A 14,515-nucleotide genomic window follows, 5' to 3' on the forward strand; every position below is an offset into this window, starting at 1 on the left:
CCCCTTTGAATGCCTTCACTTTTCGCTTATCGGGATAGTAAGTTGGCGAGCTTAATTACTAGTCAACGTTTTTGGTAGACGGATGGATACGGTCGTTCCTTTTTCCGGCCAACTCTGTATATGTATTGAACCAGATTGGTTGGTTAGCAACTCTTGACATAACCGAAGCCCAAGTCCGGTACTAGATTCTCCTACTGTTCCAGTACGAATCTCTGGCGTAGTGAGCACCCGATCAATCTGGTTCGCACTCATGCCTATTCCCGTATCCTCAATTCGAAGTTCCAGGTAGTTACTCCGTTCTTTAGTATACAGGCGAATATAGCCACCCTTAGGTGTAAACTTGGTGGCGTTACTTAATACATTGCGAATGACTGAGTTTAATTGATGTTTATCAGCCAACACAGTCGTCCCATAACTTAGCTGATTCAATACGGTAATTTCTTTATACTGAAGATGCCCGGCTGAGTGGTTAAGTGAATTCGTTACTAAATCCATTAGTTGAATTGGCTCTCTATTAAGTTGAAAACCTTTCAACTGACTGTGCGACCAATCTAGAAGGTTAGTGAGCAGGTCCAGAATTTGGTTTACCTGATTCTCCAATTGTCTGAGTGGCTCAAGTAGGGATGGATTTAATTGAGAAGTCGTCTGCAATCGGTAAAGATCCTGTTTAAGCCGAGCTGTAGGACTGCGTAAATCATGGCTGATTAGAGTAAAAATTTTGTCTTTAGTAGCATTGATCTCAGCCAGTTGCCGAGCCTGTAAACTAATTTTGTCAGTTTGGTGGGACAAAAGCCGATGTATTTTTTTTTGTCGGCGCAAGCTCAAGTAAATAGATCCGGATAGAACCATTAACAGGAGTGATATAACCAAAAAAAAGATACGCTGGTACTGCGCGAGCGCTAGCTTAAGTTGAATAGTATGCTTCGTTTGCTTCTCTAAAGCGATGTTTTTGTTAAGCGTTGCAATTTCTGTTTGTTTATGTTTCAGATTATAGCTAGCCTGAAGCTGGCTGATGGCATTCACTTTTTCCAAGCCAATCAGGCTATCCTTCAGTACCTGAGCCTTTCGAGCAAAGCGCAACGCTTGTTTGTATTCACCCGACTGCTCGAATATAGCGGCCTGTGTTTCGAGAGCTTGTTGTAGATAGTAAGAAGACCGAATTGCCTGAAAAATAAGGGTTGACCGTGTACTATACACGGAAGCTCTTGAGTAGTCCCTAATCGCTAAGTAACACTGGGCCAAACCCATGTAACAATTTCCTAAATACTCCTGGCAATCGATTCGCTGTAAAACCAATAATGCTTTTCTGTAATTAATAATTGCCTGAGCATTGGCGTGTTGAGTTTGTTTAATTTGAGCCAACTGCATAAACCCCACACAAACACCAAGAAGGTATCCAATCTTTAAATGCAGCGAAAGCGCTTGCTTTTGGTACTGTTCAGCCCTAACAAAATCTTTAGTAGCTGTATAATAATGGCTCAGGTTACTTAAAGCAGCAGCCAATTCTTTTTCGCTCCTGCGTCGTTGAGCTAGTTTTTCTGCTTTGAGTAGATATACCAGCGTGGAGTCAGTACGCCCTAGCCGTTCGTAAATGATTGATAACTCGGTTAATAAAGTACCTGTTAGTTTATTTTGTCGTAGTGGATACTTCTCATAAAACTGTTTCAATGTCAAGGCCAATTTCAGTGCATCCTGATAATCGCCGAGGCCTCGAAGAGCTCTAACTATCCTTACTTGAATATTAGTTTTGATACTATCTACCGAGCCACTTCGATGCATTCGCTCGGCCTGACGAAGTGCTGATAATCCCTGTATATAATTGCCACTTGGCTCATTAGCAGCTCCTAGGTTGTAATAAGCCATTACTAGCAAACGTTTGTCCGGCAATGTAGCCGCCAGATCGATGGCTTTCCGAAGAAAATAGATAGCTGAATCTGTCTTGACTGAGGTATAAAATTGCCCTAAATCGTTATATAATTTCGCTCGGCCCGAATCCGTATGACATTGATTTAATTCTCTTCTTAAGCGCCGAAATTCTGCTGACTGTGCAATAGCTGTAGACCCTGAAAAGCAAATAACCCAAATGCAAGTAAGGATAAATAGTCTCACTGATTTTGTGGGCATAGTTTTAGTCGCTATTGTAGAGGCAATTTGAGTGGGAACAGGTCATTGTCCTTATAAGAGCACTATTCACTTGGCTAAATCACAATGAAGTTTTACTGATTTAGTCATATTCCTCCAGGCGATTGAATAAACGTAACAATCCTTCCAATTTCGGGCGAAACGAAATACCGATCGGGATCTTCAGCTGGCCCAGCCAAAGATAATTACGGTCATAACTCGTGATTTTAGTAATGTTAATCAGATAGGATTTATGTACACGCATAAAGAGTTGATCGGGCAATAATTCCGTTAGCGTAACCAGTCGTTCATTTACCGTATAGGTGTGCGCGCTACAGATAACTTTCGAATAAATGCCGTAAGCTTCTACATACTCGATCGACTTATAATCGAAACGCTGAATTTTCCGTCCCATCTTCAAAAAGATGAAATCAGGCTCCGCAATACTAGTGGGTTTAATCTGAATCGACAAGGCTCGATTTAAGCCAATCAACAGTCGTTCATAGGTAAATGGCTTGAGTAAGTAATCAGCTGCCCTTCCAATTTCATAACTCTCAATTGCATATTCAGGATAGGCACTAACAATAATAACGGGAGGTAGCTCAGGAGAGAATTTTAGTAAGTCGAGCCCAGACTGACCAGACAATTTAATATCCAAGAAAAGCAGATCGATTTTCTGATTAATTAATACCTCGATTACTTCCTCAACACTTGAACATATTTTAAATAGTTCAAGAAAGGGCACTAAATCCAGCTGTTGTTTGAGAAAGCCTGCATCTGCAATGGAATCATCGACAATGACGTAATTTTTACTTTTCACTTTGAGCTATGGTAGAATAGTTATTTTATTGAAATCGATAAAAGCCTAAAATCAAATTGTTGGTAAAGCAATATTTTACTATTGTATAGATTTACTAGACAAATAAAGTCAGTTTTAACAAAAAATATTGCCTGTTTGACAAAAAAATAAACTTAAATAATATTTCAATAAACCATCCGTTCTCAGGTTGTTTGCTTTTTTTATTATGAAATTCATAGTTTATATAATCAGAAAGACTAGTTAAAGGCAACAAAGTCCAAATTGAATACATTATCATTTTTTACGATGTAGTTATCTAGTCGATACTAGTAAAGGATGCCTATCAACCATTTTCTCAAAAACGTATAAATATGTCCCCAGTGATTGATGTTCTATTACCAGTCCCGTAAATCGCGCAAGCTATGTTTTAGCCGGCTCTGTCAACACGCTATATAGCCTAACAAATCCATTTTCTTTATTAATAAAATCAATTTTTTGGTAACTTAATCATAAGAAATTGAAATAGTTTGATTTGATAATATTTTGATTCAAAAATATAACTTACGTAGCTGAATTTGTTTATTAAATGGATTAACTAGTACTATATCAAAGCAAAAGGTTATCTATTTACCAATAAATGTGATTTTTTATCTTTTTAATTAACTAAATCAAAAAAACGTCTATTTCGTATTACGATAACCAATCGTTTGTGTATTAAAAATGAACGTTTAGTGTTAATTAGATTTTTACAAATAGCTAAAAATACTTCAAAATATACCTTTGTATTGCTCTTGTGCATAAGTAGTAATACTTATTATGTGCTAATAGGCTTCTGTGATTACTCTATACGCTGAAATGTAACTATTACAATTAAATATTCTACTATTCAATCCATCAGTTTGACTTGAGTAGCAGAAGCTTTAATCGTGTTATGGAATCTAACCTTCTATAATAGTTATACCAGGTTCTGCATGAGGCCAATTACTTCATCTGAACCTGCTGCTACATAGAGTTAAAGACCCACAGCTCAACATACATTTTTTGTTGTAAGTAGAGTGAGATACCCATTATAGATAGCTATTAATCAGGAAGTAAGCATAGTGTCCGTGTTATCATATCAGCACGAGCAACCTCACTTGACTGATCATCGGGAAATTATGGCAAAAGCTTTACCAAGGCTATTGCTCTGTTTAACAACCTGGCCAATAATCATTTCTCCAGACTAATCAACTTGTATGAAACCTAATTCTTCATCCCACCTCAATCTGTCATTTCATCAGATAGTACTGCTATCTGGGATACCTAGAACACATACCTCCAGAGTGGCTCAAGGATGTCACCTCTACTGGCAAGATGAAGTCTAATCTCCAACTAGTTATAACTGACTTCTCAGGTCAATCCAGGAAGGTCAGATGTAGCCTAATCACTCATGTCCCACCTACGTGTAGACGCTGGGCCCCGCAACAACTGGTAATAATTCATTGGTTGAGCTAATGGATATACTGTGCGCCAAACGTAATCACGAAAAGGTTTCGGTCTAGCCTATTCCTCTGAATAACAGGCTTGTAGCAAGCATAAATATCAATCTTATCCCCCAGTAAGTCGCCTACTCAAAATGCTGGCTAAAGGATATAAATTTTAGCGATTTAATACCCTGAGCTAATTAATTTGACGAGATAGTCGATAGAGTTAATTCAACCTCTTTTGGCCGTTTGCATTCACTAAATACTTGCTTGTTGAGCCGGATAATACCTTTTGCAATAGGCCTACCAGGCGGCTAAAAAAAGATAGTTCTCATTTAAAAAAATTACCATCAAATCCGATTTATTCTATGAAGCAAACATTTATCTACTCACCTCGAAACAGGAGAGCGCTTTTCCGGCTGATACACTGGACGATGTTCAGTGCGTTGCTAGCCACGTTTATCCCCTTGCTAGGGAATACGGCATTGGCTCAAACGCCCTTTACCTGTCAGAATGGCGTGTCTTACCGCATCCAGGGCAACCCTTCAGCACTTTATCAGATTAGCCTGCGCACAGGTGTTGCTACCTTACTGACTAGTGCCGCAACCTTAGGTAACCGTAACTTACAGGGACTGGGTTACAACCCTTTGGATAATTTCCTGTATGCCTCTATATCAGGCACGAACACGATTCTTCGAATCGGTAGTGATGGCGCTAGTACAGTGATTACTGTGCCGACTTTGGCACCTGCTGCATATGCCGCTGGTGATGTGGGGCCTGACGGCGTCTTTTACCTGTACGTACCGAGCACAACGACAATGGCCAAAATAAACCTGTCGACGCTGGCCGTTACCACGATCACGTTATCAGCAGGAGCCAATTTGCAGGATATTTCCATCAGCTCAGATGGAGCCTCGATCTATGGTATCTCAACTGGCAATGGCAATTTAGTGCGGTATGCCACTACTGGAGGGGCGCAAACGCTTACCGACGTTGGTTTTGGCACCGGACTTACGTTTTCGACTTATTTTGGGAGTAATGCAGTCGGGACTAACCCAGGAAATACTCGAGGAAATCTATATGCTATCGATAATGCTACGTCAACTACATATGAAGTTGTTGGGCCAGAAATTCCTCTCGCAGAAAGTGGTACTCAAATATCACCTGTTCTGGCAACAGCTATTACGAATACGGATGGTGCCCGGTGTATAAACTCCTTAGCTACCAATCAGGGAAACTTCGTTTGTACAGCAGGTCAGGCATTTATCGTAACAGGAACGCAGGGGTATCCTGACAATTCCTGTACCGATGCGGGCAATAGTGTTCTGGCTGAATACAATTTACAAACCGGTGCGCTGGTAGCTACCTCAACTCAGCTTATCAATAATTTCAATACCCGCACAACCATCAATAACCTGGGCTACAACGTTACAGATGGTCGTCTATGGGGCTACCGCAATGGCACTAACCAACTGGTTCGGATCGGTACAGGACGCACGGTCGATTACTTTGCGATTAATGGCCTCTCCAATGATTGTATCTACGGCGATCAGAATACCAACAACTCGGTCTTTGTTGCAGGTGATGTGAATACCTCGGGAGTGATGTATCTGTTTAATGGATTTAACGGAGACCGCTTTATTCGGGTCGATTTGAATCCTGCCTCGGCTACGTATCTACAAAAATTATCGGATGTAGTCGTCACGGGTGCTACATTAATAGGCGATAACGGTGTCAAGGATCTGGCATTCAACCCAATTGACAACCAATTGTATGGCATCCGTGCTGTTGATAACCACCTGCTTCGAGTTAATCCTACTACGGGAGTAGCTACTGATTTGGGTCTGGCAACTGGCATTGGAACACTGGGAAGCGGTGATTTCCTTGTCGCATTTTTTGACAATTTAGGCGCATTATATACGCAGCGCTCCGGTGGCGATGATGTCTACAAGATTCCTAACGTAAGCACGGGCGCTCGCACGGGCTCTGTATTTATTGCCAATGGAGCAGCCATAGGTGGAAATGGCGACGGAGCTCGTTGCCCATTTAGTACGATTGAATCGTATACGATTAGTGGTACAGTCTTCAATGATGCCAATGGCTTGCTGGGCACGCCAGCTAACACCGTCGATGGTACAGCCGTCAGCACCCTGGGTAGCAATACGTTGTATGCTAACCTGGTTAACACCAGCGGCAACGTAGTAACCTCCACGACCCTGGCCAGCGGTACGTTTTCGTTTACCGGTGTAAGTGGTAACTCATCCTTCTCGGTGATTTTGACAAACGCACCTGTCACCCTGGGCACACCTCCTCTCAGCACCACGCTGGCGGGCGTGGCCAATACGGGCGAGTTCGTCGGTACGGGCGCAGGCAGCGATGGTACACCTGACGGGGTTATCTCAGTCTCAGTGGCGGCTGCTAACGTAACTAATGTTAAGCTCGGCGTGGATCGACTACCTGTCGCCGATCCCAAAACGGCAACGGCTCAGCTCAATCCGGGTGGCACTACCCGCGTAACGGTGCCCACACTGACGGGCTCTGACCCCGAGGATGGAACATATACCGGAGTGAGTGTGAGCAACACGGTAATCATTCAGAGCTTACCGACCAATGGCACACTCTACTACAATAATGCTGTAGCTACGGTGGGTCAGGTGATTCCTAACTACAATCCGGCTCTGTTGCAGGTTGATCCTAGTGACGGACCAATTAGTGTAACATTTACCTACTCCGAACGCGATGCGGCAGGCAAAGATAGTCCGGCTGCTCTGGTCACTGTTCCATTTACAGGAGTGACTATTTCGGGTACAGTCTTCAATGATGCCAATGGTCTAGTCGATGGCATCGTTAACGGCACAGCTGTGAGCAGCCTGGCGGGCAACACCTTCTCGGCTAACCTGGTGGGACCAGCCGGTACAGTGCTGGCAACCACTACCCTAACGGGTGGTGCTTATAGCTTTACGGATGTGACAGCCAATACGTCCTATTCCGTCGTGTTGAGCAACACCCCTGGTACGGTCGGCTCAGCCCCACCGAGCACAACGCTGACGGGTAGTGCGGTCAATACTGGAGAGCACGTAGGTGCAACGGCAGGCAGTGATGGCACCCCCAACGGCGTACTGCCGGTGACTGTGGTAACCAGCAACGTAACAGACGCCAACTTTGGGGTGGACAGACTACCTACGGCTGACCCCAAAACGGCTACGACTCAGCCTAACCCCGGCGGCACTAACACCGTCGTGGTCCCCACGCTGACGGGCTCCGACCCAGAAGATGGCACCTACACCGGCACCACCAACTCCAACACGGTCGTCATCCAGAGCCTGCCCTCCAATGGCACCCTGGCTTACAACGGCACGCCTGTCACGGTAGGGCAGGTGATTCCCAACTATAACCCGACCCTGCTGACAGTCGATCCAGCCGACGGTCCGGTAAGCGTGACCTTCACCTACTCCGAGCGCGATGCCGCTGGCCTGAACAGCCCAGCGGCTCTGGTCACGATTCCGTTCGCCAACGCCCTGGTGAGCATCTCGGGTACAGTCTTCAATGACGCCAATGGTCTAGTCGATGGCATCGTCAACGGCACCGCCGTGAGCAGTCTGGCAGGCAACACCTTCTCAGCGAACCTGGTGGGTCCAGCCGGTACGGTGCTGGCAACCACTACCCTAACGGGCGGGGCTTACACCTTCACTGGCGTATCCCCCAGCACCTCTTACTCGGTAGTATTGAGCAACACCCCTGGTACGGTCGGCTCAGCGCCCCCCAGCACAACGCTGACGGGGAGTGTGGTCAATACGGGTGAGAACGTAGGCGTCACAGCGGGCAGCGATGGTACACCCAACGGCGTACTGCCGGTGACTGTGGTAACCACCAGCGTGACCAACGCTAACTTCGGACTGGACCGTCGCCCAACGGCTGACCCCAAAACCGCTACAACTCAGGCGAACCCTGGTGGCACTAACACCGTGGTGGTACCGACGCTGACGGGCTCCGACCCGGAAGATGGCACCTACACCGGCACCACCAACTCCAACACGGTCGTCATCCAGAGCCTGCCTTCCAACGGCACACTGGCTTACAATGGCACGCCTGTCACGGCAGGTCAGGTGATTCCCAACTATAACCCAACCCTGCTGACGGTCGATCCGGCCGATGGTCCGGTAAGCGTGACCTTCACCTACTCTGAGCGTGATGCGGCTGGCCTGAACAGTCCGGCAGCCCTGGTGACCATCCCCTTCGGCAACGCCCTGGTGAGCATCTCGGGTACAGTCTTCAATGATGCCAATGGTCTAGTCGATGGCATCGTCAACGGCACCGCCGTGAGCAGCCTGGCAGGCAACACCTTCTCAGCGAACCTGGTGGGTCCAGCCGGTACAGTGCTGGCAACCACTACCCTAACGGGCGGGGCTTACAGCTTTACGAGTGTGACGGCCAATACGTCCTATTCCGTCGTGTTGAGCAACACCCCCGGTACGGTTGGTTCAGCGCCCCCCAGCACAACCTTAACCGGTAGTGTGGTCAATACGGGTGAGAACGTAGGTGCAACGGCGGGCAGCGATGGTACACCCAACGGCGTACTGCCGGTGACGGTGGCTACCACCAGCGTGACCAACGCCAACTTCGGGCTGGATCGTCGCCCAACAGCTGATCCTAAAACCGCTACGGTACAAGTCAATCCCGGTGGCACTAACACGGTCGTGGTACCGACGCTGACGGGCTCCGACCCGGAAGATGGCACCTACACCGGCACCACCAACTCCAACACGGTCGTCATTCAGAGCCTGCCTTCCAACGGCACCCTGGCTTACAATGGCACGCCTGTTACGGCAGGTCAGGTGATTCCCAACTACAACCCAACCCTGCTGACGGTGGATCCAGCCGATGGTCCAGTGAGTGTGACCCTCACCTATTCTGAGCGTGATGCGGCTGGCCTGAACAGCCCGGCGGCTCTGGTAACGATTCCGTTCGCCAACGCTCTGGTGAGTCTTTCGGGTAATGTCTTTAATGATGCCAACGGCTCCGTATTTAAGGACGCTAACGAATCCGCTATCAATGGTCCTACCCTTCCCGTTTATGTCAGTCTGGTGCAGGCTGGCTCTGTGGTAGCTACTGTACCTGTTAGCTCCACCGGTGGGTATAGCTTCACGGCTGTCTCACCAAATACGTCCTACTCGGTAGTGCTGACGACTAACCCAGCCGGAAGCGCCACACCGAGTTTGCCGACAAGCTGGACCAATACGGGTGAAGAACTGGGTGGCTTCGGCTTGAGTGATGGTTCGCCCAATGGCATCCTGGCTGTGGCGGTAGCAACGACCAGCGTAACGAATGCTAACTTTGGTATCGAGCAGTTGCCCACGGCGGGTAGCGGTATCAACACCGTCTTCAATCCAGGTGGCACTACGCCCGTCACTGTACCGACCAATACGTTCAGTAATACAAGCGCTAGCACGGACGTAACGCCAGGTTTCGTGGTCGCCCTGCGCGTGGTCGCTTTCCCAAGCAACACCACCAGCCTGACCATCGGTGGCTCGGTTTATACAGCTTCCTCGCCCGAGTTCAGCGGACCTAATCCGTTTGGGGTAGAGGTCGATACCGATGGCAGCGGCAACCCATTGCAAACGTTCCAGGTGGACCCCACCAACGATAGTCAGCCGGTAAGCATTCCTTTCAGAGTGCTGGATAATGCCCTGAAATTCTCGGCTAACATTGGAACGGCGGTACTCAATTTCACTGGCCCGGTTACGATATCTGGTATGGTCTACAATGATGCCAATGGATTAGTGGATAACACGGTAAACGGCATAGCTGTTAGCGTTCTGGCCAGCAATGCTTTCTCCGCCAACCTGATAGGCCCGGCGGGAACGGTTGTCGCCACAACCATGCTATCTGGCGGAGCCTATTCCTTCACGGGTGTAACAACGAATACATCTTATTCAGTGGTATTAAGTAATACCCCGGGTACGATCGGTTCTGCTCCTCCTAGTACAGCCTTACTCAATGGAGTTGTGAACACAGGCGAAAACATAGGAGCGGGAGCAGGTAGTGATGGCACGCCCAATGGCGTCATAGCGGTAGCGGTGGGCACAACCAGTGTCACGAATGTCAACTTCGGGGTAGAACGATTACCAACCGCTGAAGCGAAAACGGCAACAAGCCAACTCAATCCAGGAGGAGCCAATACGGTTACTGTCCCCACGTTAACAGGCATTGATCCGGAAGATGGTACTTATACGGGTGTAAGTCTAAGCAACACGGTCGTGATTCAAAGCTTGCCAACAAATGGAACACTCTATTATAATGGTTTGCCAATCACAACAGCCGGACAGGTGATTCCCAACTACAACCCAGCGTTATTAACGCTGGATCCTGTCGATGGTCCAGTGAGTGTGACGTTCACTTATTCCGAACGTGATGCGGCTGGTCTGAACAGCCCACCGGCCCTGGTCACTATCCCGTTCGTGATCGCACCCGATCTAACGCCGATTATTTACGCCCGACCATCAACCGTGTATGGAACGACGAATTTAACCGTGGTGGTCGATGTAGTCGAACTACTTAATGTGCCGACCAGCGGTCTTATAACTGTTAAGGTTACCAGGGACGCCAAGGTTAGTCTTGTCTTCCCACCCAGCGCTACGCTGATCAATGGGCGGTCTGTGCAAAATAGTATCTGGACTTACGATGGATCAGATCCCAATTATTACGTGCTGACGACTACCGAGGTAGTGCCGGCAGGTGATCGACTATCGTTTGGCTTTACAGGGGTGTTAACACCCGGTGCTACCACTGGTACACTAACAATTAGTCCAGTTATTATCGGGGGTAGTGGTAGTGAAATTCGGGTCAACAACAATGTGGATGCCGACAAGATCGACTACTTCCAGCAATAATATAGACCTCACCCGGTACCGCTTTCAGGAGTTGGCACCGGGTGAGGCAAACTATTCTTTTTGTACACAAGGCTATTTCTGACCTGAAAAGTATCTGTGCTTACCATACCGGTTGTGGCAAAAAGCGGAGCTGATCCGGCCGTCACGAACCGCCCAGGCACAGACTGATCGTACGGTGCCGGTGAACTGGAAGACGGCTTAAGAACAAAATAACGATGGTTATTTAGTCGAACGTAGTAAAGATCTAAAGCACGTTGAAGTCGTCGGATCAGCAAAAGAAGGAGCAGGTGGCAACACCAATCTGAACACGTACTGGTTAGTGGATTTCAGTCCATATCACACGTCGACCAGCGGTGTCTATGCTCAAACCGTTGAAGAACGGGGTATAAAGCGTAAACACCATTTATTTTTCAGTAGCTGCTACTAATAGAATGCCGAGCATATACCATTTCCTAAGCCCCTTTACCCTTCAATTCTATGAAAAAACTCTACTCATTGGTTTGGCTGGTCAGTTTATTGATTGGGTCAACCGTTTGCATGGCGCAACGGATCAAATACCACCGTGTGCATGTTCAGATTGATCCGCTGCAACTGGAAAAGCTGCTGAATAACGGATTAGATGTCGACCATTTTGCGTATGAAAACAAGAAAGACTTTACGGGTGAAGTTTCTGACGCAGATGTAGCTCTTTTCAAACGCAACGGTATCAAGGTTGATTTTCTGGTTACAGACCTGGAAAAAAATTACCAGCAGCTCAACCAGCAACTTGATCGGGAATATGCTCAAAAAGCAGCCAAGGGCCGAGTGGCGGCTGTTACTACGCCGGCTAATTTTAGCTTAGGCTCATCGTCCTACGGTGGATATTATACGTTCGCAGACATCCCGGTAATTCTGGATAAGATGCGGGCCCTTTACCCTAATCTGATTTCAGTCCGGACCAGCATCGGGTCATCCCTTGAGGGCCGACCGATGTATATGGTCCGCATCAGTGACAATCCGGATGTGGATGAGAATGAGCCCGAATTGTTACTCAATGCGCTGCATCACGCTCGAGAACCTATCGGATTGACTCAACTGATTTTCTTTATGTGGCACGTACTGGAGAACTACAACACCGATAAGGAAATCAGAACCTTGTTAAATAGCTCGGAGATGTATATTGTTCCCTGCGTTAATCCAGATGGCTACGTATATAACCAGACTACGACTCCTAGCTCGGGGGGCATGTGGCGTAAAAACCGTCGAGTCAATTCCGGTGGTAGTTATGGAGTCGATCTAAACCGAAACTATGGCTACAAATGGGGCTACGACAACAGCGGTTCATCACCTACGGCTAGCTCCGACACCTACCGGGGAACAGCTGCTTTCTCTGAACCCGAAATTGCCACCATGCGGAACTTCATGATCCAGCATCAGTTCGTAACGGCGCTTAACTTTCACGCGTATCAGAATGCTGTTCTTTATCCCAACGACTACGAGTCACCTAACACTAATCCTGAACTTCCTTTTTTTCAGAGCGTTGCTACGTATCTGACCGCTGAGAATGGCTTTACAATCGGTAACTCCCAGCAAACCCTGAACTACAAAATCAACGGAGGATCGAATGACTGGCAGTGGGGAGAGGTTGTAGCCAAAAACAAAATTTATGGTTTTTTACCTGAAATCGGCTCGACTTCCGATGGGTTCTGGCCAGCCTCATCACGGATTCTGCCGCTGTGTAATTCCATGATCGAGCTGGACCGTAAGATGCTACGTATCTCGACAAACTATGGTCGTGCCACACCCACCGGTTCAACCGTAGTGCGGCCAACCAGTACTGTAGTACGGTATCGGTTCCAGAATTTTGGCATTAAACCGGCCAGTCTAACGCTGACAGCCGTTCCATTGAGCAGCTACGTGACCAGTGTCGGCCCACCAAAAACTTATACTGGACTATCGCTCCTGCAAACGGTGCCTGATTCAATCAGCTTTACGGTCGACAGCAATACCCCGTCGGGTACACCCTTAGCCTTTGAACTGGCTGTTAACAACGGCATGTCGATCATCAAAGACACGGTTACTTTAAACTATACAACCGAATGCCCTGCGCCAACCGGACTAAGTTTTTCCAATGCGCAGTCCAACCGCGTGACCCTCAACTGGAACGCTGTATCAGGTAGTTCTTCCTATGCCGTGTCGTTTAAGCCGCAAAGCTCAAGTACCTGGCCTAACGACACGTTTGTCAGTGGAACATCGTATACCACTCCGGCCACACTAAACAGCGCTACTGTCTACGATTGGCGGGTGAAGCCCTCCTGCGGCACTACGTATGCCACCTCCTCCTTTACGACCATAGCCCAGAATTGTTTCAAGGAAGTATCGGGCAGGGTTACATTTGAAGCTGAAAGTTATCAGACCAGTACGGCTGGAACCGGAGCTGCCGCTAATCGGAGTTGGTCCGTTTTTACGGATAGCAATGCCTCCGCGGGTAAAGCCATGACCATTACCGGTACGGACGTGAATGTTCAGAATAGTCTGGTAGGGCCCCGGCTGGATTATGCACTCAATTTTACGACCACGGGTACATATTACGTTTGGGTGCGGATGGCGGCTGGTGCGGATGGCATTTACGACGATTCGTTCCACATCGGTCTGGATGGCGGTACACCCGTTACGCTCAATCCGAACAGTACTAATTACAACAACGGCAGCCAAAGCTGGAGTTGGGTCAAAGCTGCCGGTTCAACCGCTTTTACAGTGGTTATTAACACACCCGGAGCACATACACTCAACTTATGGATGCGGGAAGACGGCGTTCGGGTAGATAAGATCGTCATGACCAACAGTGCATCCTATACACCTACGGGCACCGGTCCGACGGTAAGTGTTGCCTGCGGCAGTACGGTAGCGGGCGGTGGCCGACTAGGGGATTCTGACGTTCAGGATGCGCTTCAGGCGACGGCTTATCCCAACCCGTTCGATCACAGCTTTGTCGTTAAAGTAAACCCAGCTGATACGCAAACTAATTTACGGCTGATTGGCAACAATGGCCAAATGCATCAGCAGGCGGTTATGCCTGTTAACGAAACGGAGCGTACGCTTCAAACGGGAACCCTACCAGCCGGTGCTTATTACATCGAGATCATTCGCGGAAACGAGCGTAAGGTCATTCCTCTACGGAAGCAGTAAATAGACATACAGATTAGTAAAGCAGTCAACCTGATTGTCACCATAAAAGCAAAGAGTCTGGCTCGTCGCAGTAT

General features: G+C 47.7%; 4 protein-coding genes. 2 read left to right on the forward strand and 2 right to left on the reverse strand.

Annotation, left to right across the window (positions count from 1 at the left end; translation table 11 throughout):
* Positions 1-51 precede the first annotated feature (51 nt).
* Entirely contained in the window at positions 52-2,124 is a 2,073-nt protein-coding gene (locus IC230_RS00700; protein ID WP_191037039.1) for an ATP-binding protein, read from the reverse strand.
* A 100-nt stretch (positions 2,125-2,224) separates the two neighbouring features.
* Positions 2,225-2,941, reverse strand: coding sequence for a LytR/AlgR family response regulator transcription factor (locus IC230_RS34570; protein ID WP_191037040.1), 717 nt, complete (start codon positions 2,939-2,941; stop codon positions 2,225-2,227).
* A 1,810-nt stretch (positions 2,942-4,751) separates the two neighbouring features.
* Between IC230_RS34570 and IC230_RS00710 the strand changes: the two genes are divergently transcribed.
* Together IC230_RS00710 and IC230_RS00715 are read left to right on the forward strand one after the other, a co-directional pair.
* Complete coding sequence (locus IC230_RS00710) at positions 4,752-11,273, forward strand: DUF6923 family protein (protein ID WP_191037041.1); 6,522 nt, start codon at positions 4,752-4,754, stop codon at positions 11,271-11,273.
* 477 nt (positions 11,274-11,750) lie between these two features.
* Positions 11,751-14,441: a M14 family zinc carboxypeptidase gene (locus IC230_RS00715; RefSeq protein ID WP_191037042.1), complete on the forward strand. Its 2,691-nt coding sequence runs from the start codon at positions 11,751-11,753 to the stop codon at positions 14,439-14,441.
* Positions 14,442-14,515 lie beyond the last annotated feature (74 nt).

The organism is Spirosoma validum, from assembly GCF_014699035.1.
GTDB lineage: Bacteria > Bacteroidota > Bacteroidia > Cytophagales > Spirosomataceae > Spirosoma > Spirosoma validum.

Coding starts and splice junctions, on each gene's coding strand:
- IC230_RS00700 (WP_191037039.1), bottom strand. CDS start 2,124: ATGCCCACAAAATCAGTGAGACTATTTATCCTTACTTGCATTTGGGTT.
- IC230_RS00710 (WP_191037041.1), top strand. CDS start 4,752: ATGAAGCAAACATTTATCTACTCACCTCGAAACAGGAGAGCGCTTTTC.
- IC230_RS00715 (WP_191037042.1), top strand. CDS start 11,751: ATGAAAAAACTCTACTCATTGGTTTGGCTGGTCAGTTTATTGATTGGG.